At 69.1% G+C, this 16999-nt stretch carries 16 protein-coding genes; 8 read left to right on the top strand and 8 right to left on the bottom strand.

Features of this window, described 5'->3' with window-relative positions; all coding sequences use genetic code 11:
* The 6 genes from Q7J39_RS17700 to lpxB are packed head-to-tail and all read left to right on the top strand — an operon-like array spanning window position 1 to window position 4964.
* A complete protein-coding gene (locus Q7J39_RS17700; RefSeq protein ID WP_304828328.1) occupies window positions 1-630 on the top strand; it encodes an OmpH family outer membrane protein in 630 nt (209 codons plus the stop codon).
* A gap of 40 nt (window positions 631-670) precedes the next feature.
* On the top strand, window positions 671-1693 hold the full coding sequence (lpxD, locus tag Q7J39_RS17695; protein WP_304828325.1) for a UDP-3-O-(3-hydroxymyristoyl)glucosamine N-acyltransferase: 1023 nt from the start codon (window positions 671-673) through the stop codon (window positions 1691-1693).
* Window positions 1690-2163, top strand: a complete 474-nt coding sequence (gene fabZ, locus Q7J39_RS17690) for a 3-hydroxyacyl-ACP dehydratase FabZ (RefSeq protein ID WP_304828322.1) — start codon at window positions 1690-1692, stop codon at window positions 2161-2163. Before lpxD ends, fabZ begins: the two co-directional genes overlap by 4 nt.
* Window positions 2160-2957, top strand: coding sequence for an acyl-ACP--UDP-N-acetylglucosamine O-acyltransferase (lpxA, locus tag Q7J39_RS17685; protein ID WP_304828318.1), 798 nt, complete (start codon window positions 2160-2162; stop codon window positions 2955-2957). Before fabZ ends, lpxA begins: the two co-directional genes overlap by 4 nt.
* 7 nt (window positions 2958-2964) lie before the next feature.
* Window positions 2965-3798: an LpxI family protein gene (locus Q7J39_RS17680; RefSeq protein ID WP_304828315.1), complete on the top strand. Its 834-nt coding sequence runs from the start codon at window positions 2965-2967 to the stop codon at window positions 3796-3798.
* On the top strand, window positions 3795-4964 hold the full coding sequence (gene lpxB / locus Q7J39_RS17675; RefSeq protein WP_304828312.1) for a lipid-A-disaccharide synthase: 1170 nt from the start codon (window positions 3795-3797) through the stop codon (window positions 4962-4964). Before Q7J39_RS17680 ends, lpxB begins: the two co-directional genes overlap by 4 nt.
* Before the next feature lie 67 nt (window positions 4965-5031).
* Here lpxB and gltA read toward each other — a convergent pair whose 3' ends face one another.
* Complete coding sequence (gltA, locus tag Q7J39_RS17670; RefSeq protein ID WP_304828308.1) at window positions 5032-6312, bottom strand: citrate synthase; 1281 nt, start codon at window positions 6310-6312, stop codon at window positions 5032-5034.
* Window positions 6313-6368: 56 nt separating this feature from the next.
* A complete protein-coding gene (gltX, locus tag Q7J39_RS17665; protein WP_304828305.1) occupies window positions 6369-7772 on the bottom strand; it encodes a glutamate--tRNA ligase in 1404 nt (467 codons plus the stop codon).
* On the opposite strand from gltX, the gene Q7J39_RS17660 reads away from it, so the two are divergent.
* On the top strand, window positions 7750-9981 hold the full coding sequence (locus tag Q7J39_RS17660) for a ComEC/Rec2 family competence protein (protein WP_304828302.1): 2232 nt from the start codon (window positions 7750-7752) through the stop codon (window positions 9979-9981). The genes gltX and Q7J39_RS17660 overlap by 23 nt on opposite strands.
* A gap of 6 nt (window positions 9982-9987) precedes the next feature.
* Here Q7J39_RS17660 and lexA read toward each other — a convergent pair whose 3' ends face one another.
* The 4 genes from lexA to Q7J39_RS17640 form a co-directional block, all read right to left on the bottom strand.
* Window positions 9988-10683 carry a transcriptional repressor LexA gene (gene lexA, locus Q7J39_RS17655; protein WP_304828299.1) on the bottom strand — a complete coding sequence of 232 codons (696 nt, stop codon included), beginning with the start codon at window positions 10681-10683 and terminating at the stop codon, window positions 9988-9990.
* Window positions 10684-10767: 84 nt separating this feature from the next.
* The gene (gene trpC / locus Q7J39_RS17650) at window positions 10768-11556 is read right to left on the bottom strand and encodes an indole-3-glycerol phosphate synthase TrpC (protein WP_304828296.1); all 789 of its coding nucleotides are present in this window, start codon (window positions 11554-11556) and stop codon (window positions 10768-10770) included.
* Window positions 11553-12569 (bottom strand): anthranilate phosphoribosyltransferase, encoded by a 1017-nt coding sequence (gene trpD, locus Q7J39_RS17645; protein WP_304828293.1) that lies wholly within the window; start codon window positions 12567-12569, stop codon window positions 11553-11555. The genes trpC and trpD overlap by 4 nt, the downstream gene beginning before the upstream one ends.
* Complete coding sequence (locus Q7J39_RS17640; RefSeq protein ID WP_304828290.1) at window positions 12569-13159, bottom strand: aminodeoxychorismate/anthranilate synthase component II; 591 nt, start codon at window positions 13157-13159, stop codon at window positions 12569-12571. The genes trpD and Q7J39_RS17640 overlap by 1 nt, the downstream gene beginning before the upstream one ends.
* An 80-nt stretch (window positions 13160-13239) precedes the next feature.
* Between Q7J39_RS17640 and Q7J39_RS17635 the strand changes: the two genes are divergently transcribed.
* Entirely contained in the window at window positions 13240-13443 is a 204-nt protein-coding gene (locus tag Q7J39_RS17635) for a hypothetical protein (RefSeq protein WP_304828287.1), read from the top strand.
* A gap of 9 nt (window positions 13444-13452) precedes the next feature.
* On the opposite strand, the gene trpE is transcribed toward Q7J39_RS17635, so the two are convergent.
* A complete protein-coding gene (gene trpE, locus Q7J39_RS17630) occupies window positions 13453-14985 on the bottom strand; it encodes an anthranilate synthase component I (RefSeq protein WP_304828284.1) in 1533 nt (510 codons plus the stop codon).
* Window positions 14982-16913, bottom strand: coding sequence for a peptidylprolyl isomerase (locus Q7J39_RS17625; RefSeq protein ID WP_304828281.1), 1932 nt, complete (start codon window positions 16911-16913; stop codon window positions 14982-14984). The genes trpE and Q7J39_RS17625 overlap by 4 nt, the downstream gene beginning before the upstream one ends.
* Window positions 16914-16999: the final 86 nt, after the last annotated feature.

Here is a 16999-nt window from a genome sequence, read left to right as displayed (position 1 = left end):
ATGACGTTCAAAAATCTTGCCGCGGCGACCTGTGTCGCCGCGCTGTCGCTCACCGCGAGTTCGCAGGCCTTCGCCCAGGCCGCGGCGGCTCCGGCCATCACTCACGGACCGGCCATCCCAGGCGTCTGCGTCATGTCGATCGAAGGCGTCATCAGCGGCTCGACCGTCGGCAAGTACGTCCAGACCCGCCTGCAGCAGATCGTCACCCAGGTCGGCGCCGAACTGAAGGCCGAGGAAACCGCCCTCCAGAACGACGCCAAGGCCCTGGACGGTCAGAAGGCGACCTTGGATCAAGGGACCTTCGAACAACGCGCCTCGGCTCTGCAGGTCCGCGCCAGCGCCTATCAGCGCAAGTCCCAGCTCCGGGAGCGCGAGGTGCAGGCGACCCAGCAGAAGGCCCTCGGCCGCGTCGGCCAGGAACTGGACCCGATCATCCGTCAGGTCTACCAGCAGCGTCAGTGCAGCCTGCTGCTGCAACGCGACGCCCTGGTCATCGCCAATCCCGTCATGGATATCAGCCCGTCCATGACCACGGCCCTTAACGCCAAGATCACCCAGTTCGCTTTCGACCGCGAACGCCTGGACCAACCGGCCGCCGCGCCCCAAGCTGGCGCCGCCGTCCGCAAGTAGAACGACTCGGGTTATGCGCGGGTCGAGCTGAGAGTGCTTGATGCCTGACCCGCGCTTTTTCGAAGATCTGGGCCCCGTCTCCCTGACGGAGCTCGCCGCGCTGACCGGGGCCGAACTATCGGCGCCCGGGGCCGGATCGGTTCAGGTCGCCCGCGTCGCCATCCTGGCGCGGGCCACCGCCGACAGCATCACCTATTTCTCCGACCGCAAGCTGGCCGCCGAGTTGGCGGAGACCCGCGCCGCGGCGTGCTTCGTCACCGAGCGGGACGTGGGCCTGGTGCCCCAGGGGTGTATCGCGCTGGTGACCCGGCAGCCGACCGCCGCCTACGCCATGTCCGGCGAGCGCCTGCACCGACCGCGCCGGCATGCTGGTCCCGCGGTGTCGCGGGAAGCGGCGGTGGAAGATGGCGCCGTGATCGGCCCCGGCGCCGCCATCGGCCAGGGGGCCCAGATCGGCCGGGGGACCATCATCGGCGCCAACACCGTCATCGGCCCCGGCGTCACCATCGGCCGCGACTGCGTCATCGGCTCCAATGTCAGCCTCCACTGCGCGTTGCTGGGCGACCGGGTGAAGATCCTGGCCGGCGCGGTCATCGGCGAGGCCGGGTTCGGCGCCACGGCCGGTCCCAGGGGCGTCATCGACATCCCGCAGCTGGGTCGCGTGATCCTGCAGGACGGGGTCACGGTCGGGGCCAACACCTGCATCGACCGCGGGGCCTATGATGACACGGTCCTGGGGGAGAACACCAAGATCGACAACCTGGTGCAGATCGCCCACAACGTGCGCGTGGGCCGCAACTGCGTGATGGCCGCCCACACGGGCATTTCCGGCAGCGTGACCATCGGCGATGGGGCGGCCTTCGGCGGCCGGGCCGGAGTGTCCGACCATGTGATCATCGGCGAGGGCGCCCAGATTGGCGCCGCCGCCGGGGTTCTCCGGGATGTGCCGCCAAGGGCGGTCATGGGGGGCTATCCGGCCATGCCCATGCGACAATGGCTGCGCGAAGTCGCCTGGCTCAGCAAATCGGCGGCCGTTCGCCGCCGGGAGGAACCTGATCAATGAGCCGCAAGGCCCCCGTCAACGAGTCGCCCACCGAGATCGACATCACCGAGATCGTGAAGCGGATTCCGCATCGCTATCCCTTCCTGCTGATTGACCGCTGCGAGGACTACAAGCCCAGCGAATCCATCGTCGGCATCAAGTGCGTGACGATCAACGAGCCGTTCTTCCAGGGCCACTTCCCCGACTATCCGGTCATGCCCGGCGTGCTGATCATCGAGGCGCTGGCCCAGACCGGCGCGGTGCTGATGTCCAAGTCCCTGGACGTGGACGTGGCCGGCAAGACCATCTTCTTCGTCTCGGTGGACAACGGTCGTTTCCGCCAGCCGGTGCGGCCGGGTGACGTGCTGCACCTCAACGTCAAGGTGATCCGGGCTCGCGGCGACCTCTTCAAGTTCCAGGGCCAGGCCATGGTGGGCGACAAGGTGGCGGCTGAATGCGAGTTCGCCGCCATGGTCGTGGCCACCCAATGAGCGTCCAGATTCATCCAAACTCCATCGTCGCCGACGGCGCGGTCCTGGGTGACGGCGTGGTCATCGGTCCGTTCTGCACGGTCGGCCCCAATGTCCGGCTGGGGGCGGGAACCCGGCTCGTCTCCCACATCGTCGTCGACGGTCACACCGAGCTGGGCGAGGAGAACCTGGTCTATCCCTTCGCCATGCTGGGCGGCCCGCCGCAGCACACCGCCTACAAGGGGGAACCCACCCGGCTGGTGATCGGCGACCGCAACACCATCCGCGAACACGCCACGATGAACATCGGCACCGTCAACGGCGGCGGCCTCACCAGCGTGGGCTCGGACGGGTTCTACATGATCGAGAGCCACGTCGGTCACGACTGCAGGGTCGGCGACCACGTCATCCTGACCAAGCAAGCCACCCTGGGCGGCCACTGCCAGATCGGCGACTTCGTCATCGTCGGCGGACTGGCCGCGGTACACCAGTTCACCCGGGTCGGGCGTCACGCGATGATCGGCGGCCTGGCGGCCGTGGTGAAGGACGTCATCCCCTACGGCTCGGTCTGGGGCAACCACGCCCACCTCGAGGGCCTCAACCTGGTGGGCCTGAAGCGCCGCGGCTTCAGCCGCGAGACCATCAACACCATGCGCGCGGCCTACCGCATGCTGTTCGCCGACGAGGGCACCTTCCAGGAGCGCCTCGACGACACCATCGAGACCTATGAGAGCTCCGACGAGGTCCGTGAGATCATCGACTTCATCCGCGCCGACGGCAGCCGCCCTCTCTGCCTGCCCGAACGCGAGGTCTGAGCCGCCTATGCGCAAGCTGGGTCTGATCGCCGGCGGCGGGACGCTGCCCCTGGAGATCGCCGAGCACTGCGAGCAGGCGGGCCGCGAGGTGTTCATCGCCCGGCTGAAGGGCTTCGCCGGCCCGGAGCTCAACCGGTTTCCGGGGACGGATGTCGGCCTGGCCGAGATCGGCAAGACCATCAAGGCGCTGAAGCGCGCCGGTTGCCAGGCCGTCTGCCTAGTGGGCAATGTCAGCCGGCCGGACTTCAAGACCCTGAAGCCTGATCTGCGCGGCCTCGCCCTGCTTCCCGCCGTGATCGCCGCGGCCCGGCACGGCGACGACGCCCTGCTGCGGGTGGTGCTGAACGAGTTCGCCAAGGAGGGCTTCGCCATCGAAGGCGCCCACGAGGCCAAGAGCGACCTGACCCTGGCCAAGGGTCCCCTGGGCGCCGTCGCACCCGGCCCGGAGCACCAGGGCGATATCGACCGCGCCCTGCTGGTGGCCCGCGAGATCGGCCGCCTGGACGTGGGGCAGGGGGCTGTGGTCTGCGACGGCCTGGTCCTGGCCGTGGAGGCCCAGGAGGGCACCGACGCCATGCTGCGCCGGGTGGCTCATGAAATTCCCACCGCCATTCGCGGAACCCCCGGCGCCTATCGCGGCGTCCTGGCCAAGGCGCCCAAGCCGATCCAGGAAACCCGGGTCGACCTGCCCACCATCGGCCTGGCCACCGTCCAGCGGGCCGCGGCGGCGGGTCTGGCCGGCATTGTCGGAGAGGCGGGCCACCTCCTGGTGCTCGACCGCGAGGCGGTGATCGAGCTGGCGGACGAGCTGGGTCTGTTCATCGTCGGGGTGGAGCCGTGAGCAAGCCGCTCTGTGTGATGCTGGTGGCCACCGAGGCCTCCGGCGATGACCGGGGCGCGGGGCTCGCCAAGTCCCTGCGCGCCCGTCTGGGTGACCAGGTGCGCTTCATCGGCACAGGCGGGGCCCAGATGGCCGCCCAGGGTGTCGAGAGCCTGTTCGACATCGCCCAGCTCTCCATCCTCGGCGTGGTGGACGCCTTGGCCGTCTATCCCCGCGCCATGAAGCTGGTGAATGAGACGGTCGCCGTGGCCGCCCGTGAAAAGCCGGACGTGGTGGTGTTGATCGATTCCTGGGCCTTCAACCTGCGGGTCGCTCATCGCCTGCGAAAGATCGAGCCGTCCATTCCGCTGGTGAAGTACGTGGCGCCCCAGGTCTGGGCCTGGCGCAAGGGGCGCGCCAAGGTCCTGGCCGGCGCCGTGGACCACCTGCTGTCGATCCACGCCTTCGACGCGCCCTATTTCGAGGCCGAAGGCCTGCCCACCACCTTCGTCGGCAACGCCGCCCTGAAGGTGGACTTCTCCAAGGCCGACCCCGCCCGCCTCCGCAACAACCTCGGCATCTCGCCGCAAGCGCCGATCCTGCTGGTCCTGCCGGGCAGCCGACCCAGCGAGATCGCCCGGGTCCTGCCGTCCTTCGGCGAGGCCGCGATGCGGCTGAAGGCCACCCATCCGGACCTGGAAATCGTGATTCCGGCCGCGCCGACCGTGGCCGCCGCGGTTAAGGCGCAAGTCGCGGGCTGGCCCCGCCGGGCACACGTCGTGGAGGGCGAGCAGGCCAAACTCGACGCCATGAAGGCCGCCACCGCCGCACTCGCCTGTTCCGGCACCGTCACCATCGAACTGGCCCTCGCCGGGTGCCCCATGGTCATCGGCTATCGGATCGACAAGCTCACCTACGCTCTGGTCAACCGGCTGGTGAAGCGGCCCATCACCCTCTTCAACATCGCCGCCGGGACCCTGGTGGCCCCGGAGCTGATCCAGGACGACTGCACGCCGGAGAACCTTGCCCGCGAGGCGGCCCTGCGCTTGGAGAACGCCGACATCGCCGGTCGCCAGGTCGCCGCCCAGTACGGGGCCCTGGAAAAGATGGGCCGTGGCGGCCCCGATCCTTCGGACGCGGCGGCAGAGGCGATCCTCAAGATCCTTGCGGAGCCCCGCCCCGCCTGACGCGCAAAGAAAATCCGCCGAACCCGAGGGCGCGGCGGATGATCTTGCAGTCTGGCGACGAGCGCGCTTAGCGGGTGCTGATCGCCGTGTAGTCCCGAGCCGGGGAGCCGGTGTAGATCTGGCGCGGACGGCCGATCTTCTGCAACGGATCCTCGATCATTTCCTTCCACTGCGCGATCCAGCCCACGGTGCGGGCGACGGCGAACAGCACGGTGAACATCTCGGGCGGGAAGCCCAGGGCGCGCAGGGTGATGCCGGAGTAGAAGTCGACGTTGGGGTACAGCTTGCGCTCGATGAAGTAGGGATCGGACAGAGCGATGCGCTCCAGCTCGATGGCCACCTTCAGCAGCGGGTCGTCTGAGTTGCCGACCTCGGCGAGGACCTCGTGGCAGGTCTTCTGCATCACCGTCGCGCGGGGGTCGTAGTTCTTGTAGACGCGGTGACCGAAGCCCATCAGGCGGTAGCGGCGGTCCTTCACGCCCTGGACGTACTCAGGGATGCGATCGACGGTGCCGATTTCCTTGAGCATGTTCAGCGCTTCTTCGTTCGCGCCGCCGTGGCTGGGGCCCCAGAGGCAGGCGATGCCGGCCGCGATGCAGGCGAACGGATTGGCGCCCGACGAACCGGCGAGACGCACGGTCGAGGTGGAGGCGTTCTGCTCGTGGTCGGCGTGCAGGATGAAGATCCGGTCCATGGCGCGCGTCAGCACCGGGTTCGGGACCCAATCCTCGGCCGGCACCGAGAAGCACATGCGCAGGAAGTTCTCGGCGTAGGACAGGTCGTTGCGCGGATGCACGAACGGCTGGCCACGGAAGTACTTGAAGGCCCGCGCCGCGATGGTCGGCATCTTGGCGATCAGCCGGTGCGACGAGATCATCCGCTGCTGCGGATCCTCGACGTTGGTGCTGTCGTGATAGAAGGCCGAGAGCGCGCCCACGGCGCCGACCATGATCGCCATCGGGTGGGCGTCGCGCCGGAAGCCCTGGAAGAACCGGTCGAACTGCTCGTGCAGCATCGTGTGGTAGGTGATGGTCTTCTCGAACTCCTCGGCCTCGGCGGCGCTCGGCAGTTCGCCGTGCAGCAGCAGATAGCAGACCTCGAGGAAGCTGGACTTCTCGGCCAGCTGGTCGATCGGATAGCCGCGGTGCAGCAAGATGCCCGCGTCGCCGTCGATGAAGGTGATCTTGCTTTCGCAGGACGCCGTCGAGGTGAAGCCCGGGTCGTAGGTGAAGACGTCGGCCTCGGCGTAGAGCTTGCGGATATCAACGACATCGGGGCCGTCGACGCCCTTCAGAATCGGGAGTTCAACGGTCTTTTCACCGATGCTCATTTTCGCCGTGTCGGCCATGCCATCCCCTTTGCATGTCTGGAACAAAACGTCTGTTTGGCGAGCCTTATACCGCCTTACGCTGCGGGCGAAAGGGCGTCATCAAGCCTGCCGAGACTTTCCGCTTTTCCGAGGCTTACCAGGGCGCCGGCCAGATCGGGCGCCGGTGCGCCGCCTGACAGGACGCCACGTAAGGCCGGGCCGATCTTTCCAAGGCCCACGCCCTCGCTTTCGGCGAAGCCGCGCAGCGCGGCCTCCAGCGCGGAGACGTCCCAATCGGCCTGACCGGCCAGGGTCTCACGCAATCGGGTTAGCCGACCACGAGTCTCGTCGGTCAGCATCCCGACCACCTTTTCCGGCAACGCCAGGGGGCGCTGCTTCAAGGCGAACATCACCGCGTCAGCCAGCTCCAGCAGGGTCTTGGCGCCGTCGCGGACCAGGGGAATGGTGCGATGCAGAATGGCGGCGTCGGCGTCGCGCGGGGGCTCGCCCCGGCTCTTCAGCACTCGTTCCGTCAGGCTCACCAGCCGGTCGATGTCCGCAAGCCGCAGATAGTGATTGTTGATGTGGTTCAGCTTGGCCCAGTCCAGGCGCGCCGGGGCGCTGACCACGTCGGAGACGTCGAACCAGGCCTGGGCCTGTTCGTCGCTGAAGATCTCGTCGTCGCCGTGGCCCCAGCCGAGGCGCGCCAGGTAGTTGCGCATGGCCTCGGGCAGGTAGCCCATGTCGTCGAACTCGCTCACCGCCTGGGCGCCGTGACGCTTGGACAGTTTCGCGCCGTCCGGACCGTGGATCATCGGCAGGTGGGCCCAGATCGGAACCTCCCAGCCCAGCGCCTCATAGATCAGGGTCTGGCGGGCGGCGTTGTTCAGGTGGTCGTCGCCGCGGATCACGTGGGTGACGCCCATCTCGTGGTCATCGACGATGACCGCGAGGTTGTAGGTCGGCGTGCCGTCGGTCCGCAGGATGATCAGATCATCCAGGTCCTTGTTCTTGAAGGTGACGTCGCCCTTCACCAGGTCGTGGATGACGGTCTCGCCCTCGTGCGGGCCCTTGAAGCGGACGACGAACGGCCGGTCGTTGAAATTGGCGTCCTGGTCGCGCCAGGGCGAGCGCACCGCGCGCCCCTCGGCTCGAGCGATCTCGCGCTCGGCGGTCAGTTCCTCGGCGGTCATGTAGTCGCGATAGGCGCGGCCCTTGGCCAGCAGGGCCTGCGCGGCCAGCACATGGCGGTCGGCACGGGCGGCCTGGAACACCGGCTCCTCGTCCGGCGTCATGCCCAGCCAGCTCATGCCGTCGAAAATCGCCTGGACGGCGGGCAGGGTGGAGCGCTCGCGATCGGTGTCCTCGATCCGCAGCAGGAACTTGCCGCCCATGCGCTTGGCGTAAAGCCAGTTGAACAAGGCCGTGCGGGCCGTGCCAATATGCATGTAGCCGGTGGGCGAGGGGGCGATACGGGTGACGACGGGGCGGTCGGACATCGATCTCGGGACTGTGGGTGAGGCGGCGCCGGCGGAGGCCGACGCAATCGCGGCGCCTCTTAACACGCCCGTCCGCAAGCTTCCTAGCGCCGCCGACGCCCTGCTATGGTTGCGCGCCCAGGCGGCGGCCCAGGCCGACCGCCTCAGCCTGTGGACTCCGGTCGCCTTCGGCTGTGGCGCGGCGGCCTATCTCGCCCTGCCGCGCGAGCCGATCGCGGTTGTCGCCATCGCCACCCTGGGCCTGGCCGGGGCCTTGCTGCTGATCCGCACCCGTTGGGGCGGCGGGCGCGTCCTGGCCATCGCCCTGACCCTCGTCGCCTTCGCCCTGGCCGGGTTCGCGGCCGGCAAGTTGCGCACCGAGCAGGTGCGCGCGCCGATCGCCCCTGCTGGCGAGGGGATGCAGACGGTGGACGCCCTGGTGGTCGACATCGCCAATCCTGGCCAGGGCGGACCGCGCCTGTTGCTGGCGCCCATCCGGGTCAGCGGCCTGGCGCCCGAGGCCACGCCGATCCGCGCCCGCATGACCCTGCAGCCCGACACGCCGCTGCCTCCGCCTGGAACCGCCATCCGTGTGCGGGGCATGCTCAACCCGCCACCGCCCCCCGCCAGCCCCGGCTCCTACGACTTCGCCCGCGACGCCTTCTTCGATGGCATCGGCGGCGTCGGCTTCGCCCTGACCCAACCCCGAGAGATTTTCGCGGAACCACCTCCGTGGCGACTGGCTCTGGTCATGCGGATCAACGCCGCGCGCTGGGCTTTGGCGCGCAAGATCGTCGACGAGATGGGGGTCGAGAGCGGCGGCCTGGCCGCGGCGATGGTCACCGGCCACGAGGCCTTCGTGCCGCGCGAGCAGGTAGAGGCCCTGCGGGCCTCGGGCCTGGCCCACATCATCTCGATCTCGGGGCTGCACATGGCCATCGTCGGGGGCTTCGCCTTCGCCGGTGTCCGCCTGCTGATCGCCGCCTGGCCGTGGCTGGCCCTGCGGGTCTCCAGCAAGAAGATGGCCGCCCTGTTCGGCCTGGCCGCCGTGCTCGGCTATCTGGTGTTGTCCGGCGCGCCCCCGCCGGCGGAACGGGCGGCGATCACTGCGTCGGCGGCCTTCGCGGCCATCCTGGTGGATCGCCGGGCCATCAGCCTGCACACCCTGGCCATCGCCGCCCTGGTGATCCTGGCCCTCCAGCCCGAGGCGGTGGCCGCGCCCGGTTTCCAGATGTCCTTCGCCGCGACCACGGCCCTGGTGGCCCTGGCCGAGCTCTGGCCGCGCCCGATTCGCGAGATCAACACGCCCTGGCCGATCCGCGCCGCCCAGGGCGTGGGAACCTGGCTCGGCGCCAGCCTGGCGGCGAGTTTCGTGGCGGGCATGGCCACCGGGCCCTTCGCCCTGCAGCACTTCAACCGGGTCTCCACCTTCGGCCTGATCGCCAACCTGCTGGTGGCGCCGATCTCGTCCTTCCTGATGATGCCGGCCCTGGCCCTGGGCGCGATCCTGGCTCCGTTCGGCCTGGGAGACTGGCCGCTGCGGGCCGCCGGCGTCGCCATCGACACCATGAACCTGATCGCCCTCAAGGCCTCGGGCATGCCGGGCGCCCAGCTGATCATCGCCAGCGCGCCAGGCTGGACCCTGGCCGTCGCCTTCCTGGGAATCCTCTGGCTCTGCCTCTGGAAGGGGCCGCTGCGCTGGCTGGGCCTGCCCTTCGCCCTGGCGGTCAGCCTGACCCCGCGCCCGCCGACCCCCGACCTCTGGATCGCCGCCGACGGGTCGACCCTGGCGGTGCGGCAGGGCCGGCAGGCCATTCTCTTCCGGCCGGACGTGAAGCTGTTCGGGGCCGAGCTCTGGGCGCGCCGCCGGGGGCTGGAGCCCGCCGCCGAAGGCCTTGCGTCCCGCGACGCCCTTTATGACTGTGACCGCTGGTCGTGCACGCCCCGCGCGGGGGCATCGCCCCGCGTGGCCGCCGTCTTCACCCGCCGGGCTTCCACCATCGAGAGGAAGCTGCCGCTGTTCTGCCAGGACGCCGAGGTGGTTGTGGTGCGCGGCGCGGCCACGGCCGCCGATTGCCCGCAGGCCCTGTTGCTCACCGAGGACGACTTCGCCCGGGGCGGTTCGGCCGAGCTTTACCGGACGGCCTCCGGCTGGCGGATCGTCTGGGCCCAGAGCCTGCGCGGCCAGCGGCCCTGGACCGGCGGTGTGATCGCCGATCAGGCCCGCTGAGGGCGCCTAGTGGTACTTGCGGATCAGGCCGACGAGGCGGCCCTGCACCTGGACCTGATCGGGGCCGAAGATGCGGGTTTCGTAGGCGGGGTTGGCGGCCTCCAGGGCGATGGAGGCCCCCTTCTTGCGCAGGCGCTTGAGGGTGGCTTCCTCGCCCATCACCAGGGCCACGACAATCTCGCCGGAGGTGGCGGTGTCGGTCTTGCGGATCACCACATAGTCGCCGTCCAGGATGCCGGCGTTGATCATCGAGTCCCCCTGGACCTCCAGGGCGAAGTGCTCGCCCGCGCCCAGCATGCTCTCGGGCACGTGCATGCGGTCACGTTCCTGCTGGATCGCCTCGATGGGCGTGCCCGCGGCGATCTTGCCGAGGATGGAGATCTCGCGGGTGTCGTTGGCGGCGTTCATCGCCGGCTGAGCGGCGCCGGCCTCGACAAGCTGCGGCTTGAAGGGCGCGCGACCCTTGGGCGGCGACGAGGTGGTGGCCTGCTGCGGCAGCTTCACGACCTCCAGGGCGCGCGCCCGGTGCGGCAGGCGGCGCAGGAAGCCGCGTTCCTCCAGCGCCGTGATCAGGCGGTGGATGCCGGACTTGGACGCCAGGTCCAGCGCCTCCTTCATCTCGTCGAAGGAGGGCGAGACGCCGCTCTCCTTGATCCGCTCATGAATGAACATGAGCAATTCGTGCTGTTTACGAGTGAGCATTGGACGACGAGCCCTTGAAGAACAAAGCAGAAACCTTGCTCGATGTTCTCTAGGCGTTCTTCGTTAATGTCAAGTTGACGCCAGTCAGGCCAGCAAAGCCCGCGCCCCCACGGCCACATCGGCCTGCCGCATCAGACTTTCGCCCACCAGCATCGCCGAGGCGCCGGACCGCTCAAGCCGCGCGGCGTCGGCGGCGGTGAAGATGCCGCTTTCCGTTACCAGCAAGGCGTTTGCGGGCGCCAAGGCCGCCAGCCGCTCGGTGATGGCCAGGTCGATGCTGAAGCTGCGCAGGTCGCGGTTGTTCACCCCCACCAGGGTCGCGCCCAGGTCACCGGCGCGGGCCATCTCGGCCTCGTCGTGGACCTCCACCAGGGCGTCCATGCCGAATCGGGCGGCCTGCGCCATCAGCTCGCGGGCCACGGAATCATCGACCATGGCCATGATCACCAGGATGGCGTCGGCGCCCAGGGCCCGGGATTCGGCCACCTGCCAGGGGTCCACCAGGAACTCCTTGCGCAGACAGGGCAGGGCGCAGGCCTCGCGGGCGGCGGTCAGGAAGCTGTCGGCGCCCTGGAAGCTCGGGGTGTCGGTCAGCACCGACAGGCAGGCCGCGCCGCCGGCCTCGTAGGCCTTGCCCAGCGAGGCCGGATCGAAGTCCTCGCGGATCAGGCCCTTGGAGGGCGAGGCCTTCTTGATCTCGGCGATCAGGGCCAGACGCCCCGGCGCATGGGCCCGCTCCAGGGCGGCCCGGAAGCCGCGCGGCGGAGAGGCCTGCGCGGCCGCGGCCTCGACCTGCGCCACGGTGCGCCGCGTCTTGCGCTCGGCCACCTCGTCGCGCTTGTAGGCGGCGATCTTGTCGAGGATGTCGCTCATGGGGCGCTGGTGATGGCGGCGAGCTTGGTCAGCGCCGTCTTGGCGCGGCCGTCGTCTATCACCGCGCGGGCCAGATCGATGCCGTCGCGCAGGGTCTCCACCTTGTCGCCCACGAGGAAGGCGGCGGCGGCGTTCAGCAGCACGATGTCGCGATAGGCGCCGGTCTGCCCGTCCAGCAGGGCGCGCAGGGCCGCGGCGTTCTCCGCCGGCGCGCCGCCGGTCAGGTCGGCCAGGGCCGCGCGCGGCAGGCCCACGGCCTCGGGCGTGATGGTGAAGATCCGCGCCTGGCCGTCGCGCCATTCGGCCACGACGGTCTCGCCGGTCGTCGTCATCTCGTCCATGCCGCCGCCGTGCACCACCCAGGCCCGTTCGGAGCCGAGCGCCCCCAGCACCCGGGCCAGGGGCTCGACCCAGCGTTCGGCGAAGACCCCCATCACCTGGCGCTTGGCGTTGGCGGGATTGGTCAGCGGCCCCAGCAGGTTGAACACCGTGCGGAACCCCAGCTCGGCCCGGATCGGCGAGACGTGGCGCATGGCCCCGTGGTGCGCCTGGGCGAACATGAAGCAGATGCCGGCCTCATCCAGCGCCGTCATCTGGCGCTCGACCGGGGCGTTGATGTCGACCCCCAGTTCGGTGAGCACATCGGCGGTGCCTGATCGTGAGGACAGCGCCCGGTTGCCGTGCTTGGCGATCTTCAGCCCGCCGCCGGCGGCCACGAAGCCCACGGCGGTGGAGATATTCAGCGTGTGCAGCCCGTCGCCGCCCGTGCCGCAGACATCCATCACCTCATAGGGCGGGTTCAGCGTCACGGCGGCCCGGCGCATGGCCTTGGCGCAGGCGGTGATCTCGCCAACCGTCTCGCCGCGCATGCGCATGGCGGTGATGGCGGCGGCCACCTGGGCGGGGGAGGGTTCCCCGCGCAGACAGGCGGCGAAGAACTCACCGGCGTCCTCGTCCGACAAGGTCTGGCCATCGGCCAGGCGGCCCAGCAGCGGCTTGAAAGCGTCCGACATCAGGCCGGCACGTTTCGCGGCACGCCGGCCAGTTCCAGGAAATTGGCCAGCAGGTGATGGCCGCCCTCGGTGGCGATGGATTCCGGGTGGAACTGCACGCCGTGGATGGGCCGGGTCTTGTGCTGGAAGCCCATGACCTCGCCGTCATCGGTCCAGGCGGTGATCTCCAGGACGTCGGGCATCGTCTCCCGGGCCACCGACAGGCTGTGATAGCGCGTGGCGGTGAAGTCCTGCGGCATGCCCGCGAATACGCCCTTGCCGGTGTGATGCATCGGGCTGGTCTTGCCGTGCATGGTGGCCTTGGCGCGCACCACCTCGCCGCCGAAGGCCTGTCCGATGGACTGATGGCCCAGGCAGACCCCGAGGATGGGGAGGGTTTCGGGAGCCTTCTCGATCAGCTCCAGGCAGATACCCGCCTCATTGGGGGTGCAGGGGCCGGGCGACAGCAGCACCCCGTCGGGCTTCAGGCCCAGGGCCTCGTCGACGGTGATGGCGTCGTTGCGATAGACGAGCGTCTCCGCCCCCAGCTCGTTCAGATAGTGGACGAGGTTGTAGGTGAAGCTGTCGTAGTTATCGATGACCAGGATCATGAGTGTCCATCTAGGCTGTAGGCGCTGCTGCGCCAAGTCCACGCATTGCATGCTGTGCGAGTTGGGCGGACCCTGTGGCCATGACGACCGCTGATTCCGTCCTCGACTCTGACCAGATCGCCCGCGCCCGGCTGCTGCTGGCGACCCCGGCGGTCAAGGAATCCATGTGGCCGGTGCTCTGCGCCGCGGCCTTCGCGGCCTCGACCGCGCTGATGCTGGCCACCGCCATGATCCTCGCCCCGCCGGTGATCACCCAGCACGTGGTGCAGGGCGAGCGGCAATAGCCCTCAGGCTCAGACGAACCGCCAGCTTTCCTCGGCCGCCCGGCGCAGGGCGCGGGCCTTGTGCAGGGTCTCGTCGTATTCGGCGTCGGCGTCGCTATCGACCACCACCCCGCCGCCAGCCTGGACGTACATCATCCCGTCCTTGAAACAGGCGGTCCGCAGCACGATGCAGGTGTCCACCGAGCCGTCAGCGCCGAAATAGCCCACCGCGCCGGCATAGGCGATGCCGCGCTTCTCCAGCTCCAGCTCATCGATGATCTGCATGGCCCGCACCTTGGGGGCGCCCGACAGCGTGCCGGCCGGCAGGGCGGCCATTAACACGTCCACGGGGTCGAGCCCCTCGGGCGCGTCGCCCTCGACGTTGGAGACCAGGTGCATGACGTGGCTGTAGCGCTCCACGAAGAAGCTCGCCGTCACCCGCACGTGGGAGCCTTTGGAGGGCTTGGGCGGCTCGTTGGCGCCGGGCTTGTTCAGCATCGCCACCCGGCCCACATCGTTGCGGCCCAGGTCCAGCAGCATCAGGTGCTCGGCCCGCTCCTTGGGGTCGGCGATCAGCTCGGCCTCCAGGGCGCGGTCCTCCTCCGGCGTCGCGCCACGGGGCCGCGTGCCGGCGATGGGGCGGATGGTGATCTTGCCGTCCCTCAGGCGGACCAGGATTTCCGGTGAGGAGCCGGCCAGCTGGAAGTCCCCGAAGTTCAGATAGAACAGGAACGGCGAAGGGTTCATCCGCCGCAGGGAGCGGTAGAGGGCGAAGGGGTCGCGGCTGAAGGGCGCGCGGAACCGGTGGCTAGGCACCACCTGGAAGATGTCGCCGGCCCGGATGTAGTCCTTCGCCTTGGCCACGATGGCCCGGTAGTCCTCGCGGCTGACGGGGGTGGTGAAGGCGTCGGGCTCGGCCACGCCGTCGCCGACGAGTGGCGGGGCGGGCTTGCGGAAGTCGGCCATCACGCCGGTCAGCCGCGCCTGGGCGGCGTCGAAGGCGGCCTGGGCCGACAGGGCGTCGGGCCGCACGGTCGTCACCAGGATGATCTCCTGGGCGATGGCGTCGAAGATGGCGACGATGGACGGCCGGATCATCAGGCCGTCGGGCAGGTCCAGGGGATCGGGATTGATGTCCGGCAGCTTCTCCACCAGCCGGATCATGTCGTAGCCGATGGCCCCGAACACGCCCGCCGACATCGGCGGCAGACCCTCCGGCAGGTCCAGCCGCGAGGCCGCCACCAGGTCGCGCAGGGAATCCAGCGCGCCGCCCGGCTGGGTGACGAACAGGCCGGTCTCGATGGCTGAGCCCTGGGCGATCTCCGCCACGTCGCCGCGGCACTTCCAGACCAGGTCCGGCTTCATGGCGATGACGGAATACCGCCCCCTCCAGGCCCCGCCCTCGACGCTCTCGAACAGGAAGGCGTAGGGCCGGCCGTGAGCGATCTTCAGATAGGCCGAGACCGGCGTCTCGAGGTCGTCGATCAGCCGGGTCCAGACGACCTGCGGCGCGCCCTGGGCATACTTCTGCTCAAAGTCCGCAAACGCAGGTTCGATCGTCACTTGGCCTTCTCCGTCTTGGCCGCCTTGGCGTCCTTCTTGGGGTCGAGGGGCTCCAGGCCGATCGCGACCCGGGCGTTGTTGGGATAGGTCTTAACCTTCACCAGGGTGGCGGCGGCCTTCTGGGCGTCGGCCTGGATTTCACGGAAGATCGCCTCGGTCATCTGCGGGCGGGTCTCCTCGGTGATGCGCGCCAGGGTCGGACCGGACGGCGCGCGGATCGCCTCCAGCTTGGCCACCACCAGGCCGAAGGTGGCGGCCTCGGCGGTATAGACCTCGCCGCTCTTGGCGCCGAAGGCCTTGATCAGGGCGTCGCGTGAGAGGACCTTGTTCTGCCCGGCGTTCTGACGGTCGATGCTGGTGGCGCGGCCGACCCGGGCGCCGATGCTGGCGGCGACGGCCTCAAGGGTCTCGCCCTTCTTCACCCGGGCGGCCAGTTCGTCGGCCTTGGTCTGCAGGCGCTTGACCATCTCGCGCATCATCCAGACGCGGACCAGTTGCGGCTTCACCTCGGCCAGCGGCGGCAGGGACTGGGGCGTGATCTTCTCCACTCGGATGGCGTAGTACTCGCCGTTGCCAGCTTCCTCGACCTCGCTCTCCCCGCCCTGGGGCAGGGCGAAGGCGCTGGCCAACAGCTTGGGATTGACGCCGGAGACCGGCTGGCCGTCCGGGCCCGCGCCCTGGGCGGAGACGGGACCGATGGTGAAGACCGGCACATTGGCCTTCTTGGCGGATTCGGCCAGGTTGGCGCCGCCGCCGTGGGCGTCGTCATAGGCCTGGGTCATCTCGTAGACCTTCTCGGCCGCCGCATCCTTCCGCAACTCGGCCTCGAGCTGGGGCCGGATCTGTTCCAGGGTCACGGCCTGGCCGGGGGTGATCTTGCTGACCCGGATGACGGCGAAGCCCAGGTCGCCCTTCACCGGGGCGATCTGGCCGGCGGGCAGGGTGAAGGCGGCCTGACCGACCTTGGGGTCAGCGATGGCCGTCCGCGGCTTGTCGGCATAGTTGATGGCGTCGACGCCCAGGGACTTGGCGATGGCGCCGGGGTCTTCACCCTTGGCCAGGCGGGCGGCCACGGCCTGGGCGCTGGCGGCGTCCTTCACCGGGATCTGCACCAGACTGCGGGTTTCGGGGCGCGACAGGGTGTCCTTGCGGAATTCATAGCGCTTCTGCAGCTCGGCTGGGTCGATGGGCAGGTTGGCGCTGATCATCGCCGGGCTGAAGTGCGCCACGGTCAGGACGCGGAACTCCGGCCGGGTCAGGGCCGCGGCGTTTTCCTTCATCAGGGCGGTGAGCTGGGCGTCGGTGGGCAGGGCCGGCGCGGTGACGTTACGCGGATCGACGGTGAAGTAGCCGACGTCACGGCTCTCCAGCCCATAGATGGCGCCGAGCGCGGTGTAGGCGCGGGGAACCCGCAGGCCGTTGGCCATGGCCGAGGCCAGGTGGTTCTCGGCGACCTGATCGCGCATGATCACCTCGAAGGCAGGCGGGGTCAGGCCGTTGTCATTCAGGCGCTGGGCGTAGAGGTTCTTGTCGAAACGGCCCGAGACCTGATCGAAGAAGGCCGGGATTTTCTGCAGTTCGCGGGTGATCAGGCTGTCCGAAGGCCTGACGCCGATCTTGGACAGCATCTCGCCAAAGGCCTCGCGGGTGGCGACCTCGTTCATCACCCGCGTGTCCAGGCCATTGGCCGCGGCCATCTCGGCGGTGATCGGCTGACCGACCTGCTGCTCGGCGCCTTTGCGGAAATTGTCGAACTCCCGCTTGAAGTCGGCGGTCGACACCTTCCGCGATCCCGCGGTCACGACGAAGTTGGAAGCCCCGCCCTTGAACACGTCGTTGATCCCGAAGAGGGCGAAGCTGACGATCAGCAGGCCGATCAACACAGCGGCGACCCAGGATTTTGCGAACTTGCGGACGGCGACGAGCATGGTGACGATCTTCCTGGCCCCGCGGGGCGAGCATCGGAACGGGCGGTATAGTGGAGGCCGCTTGGACCCCGCAAGCGCGTGACAGA

Source organism: Phenylobacterium sp. (genome assembly GCF_030651185.1).
Lineage (GTDB): Bacteria > Pseudomonadota > Alphaproteobacteria > Caulobacterales > Caulobacteraceae > Phenylobacterium.
The sequence above is the reverse complement of the archived record's forward strand: the minus strand, read 5'-3'. Positions and strand labels throughout refer to the sequence as shown.

Coding starts and splice junctions, on each gene's coding strand:
- Q7J39_RS17700 (WP_304828328.1), top strand. CDS start 1: ATGACGTTCAAAAATCTTGCCGCGGCGACCTGTGTCGCCGCGCTGTCG.
- lpxD (WP_304828325.1), top strand. CDS start 671: ATGCCTGACCCGCGCTTTTTCGAAGATCTGGGCCCCGTCTCCCTGACG.
- fabZ (WP_304828322.1), top strand. CDS start 1,690: ATGAGCCGCAAGGCCCCCGTCAACGAGTCGCCCACCGAGATCGACATC.
- lpxA (WP_304828318.1), top strand. CDS start 2,160: ATGAGCGTCCAGATTCATCCAAACTCCATCGTCGCCGACGGCGCGGTC.
- Q7J39_RS17680 (WP_304828315.1), top strand. CDS start 2,965: ATGCGCAAGCTGGGTCTGATCGCCGGCGGCGGGACGCTGCCCCTGGAG.
- gltA (WP_304828308.1), bottom strand. CDS start 6,312: ATGGCCGACACGGCGAAAATGAGCATCGGTGAAAAGACCGTTGAACTC.
- gltX (WP_304828305.1), bottom strand. CDS start 7,772: ATGTCCGACCGCCCCGTCGTCACCCGTATCGCCCCCTCGCCCACCGGC.
- lexA (WP_304828299.1), bottom strand. CDS start 10,683: ATGCTCACTCGTAAACAGCACGAATTGCTCATGTTCATTCATGAGCGG.
- trpC (WP_304828296.1), bottom strand. CDS start 11,556: ATGAGCGACATCCTCGACAAGATCGCCGCCTACAAGCGCGACGAGGTG.
- trpD (WP_304828293.1), bottom strand. CDS start 12,569: ATGTCGGACGCTTTCAAGCCGCTGCTGGGCCGCCTGGCCGATGGCCAG.
- Q7J39_RS17640 (WP_304828290.1), bottom strand. CDS start 13,159: ATGATCCTGGTCATCGATAACTACGACAGCTTCACCTACAACCTCGTC.
- Q7J39_RS17635 (WP_304828287.1), top strand. CDS start 13,240: ATGACGACCGCTGATTCCGTCCTCGACTCTGACCAGATCGCCCGCGCC.
- Q7J39_RS17625 (WP_304828281.1), bottom strand. CDS start 16,913: ATGCTCGTCGCCGTCCGCAAGTTCGCAAAATCCTGGGTCGCCGCTGTG.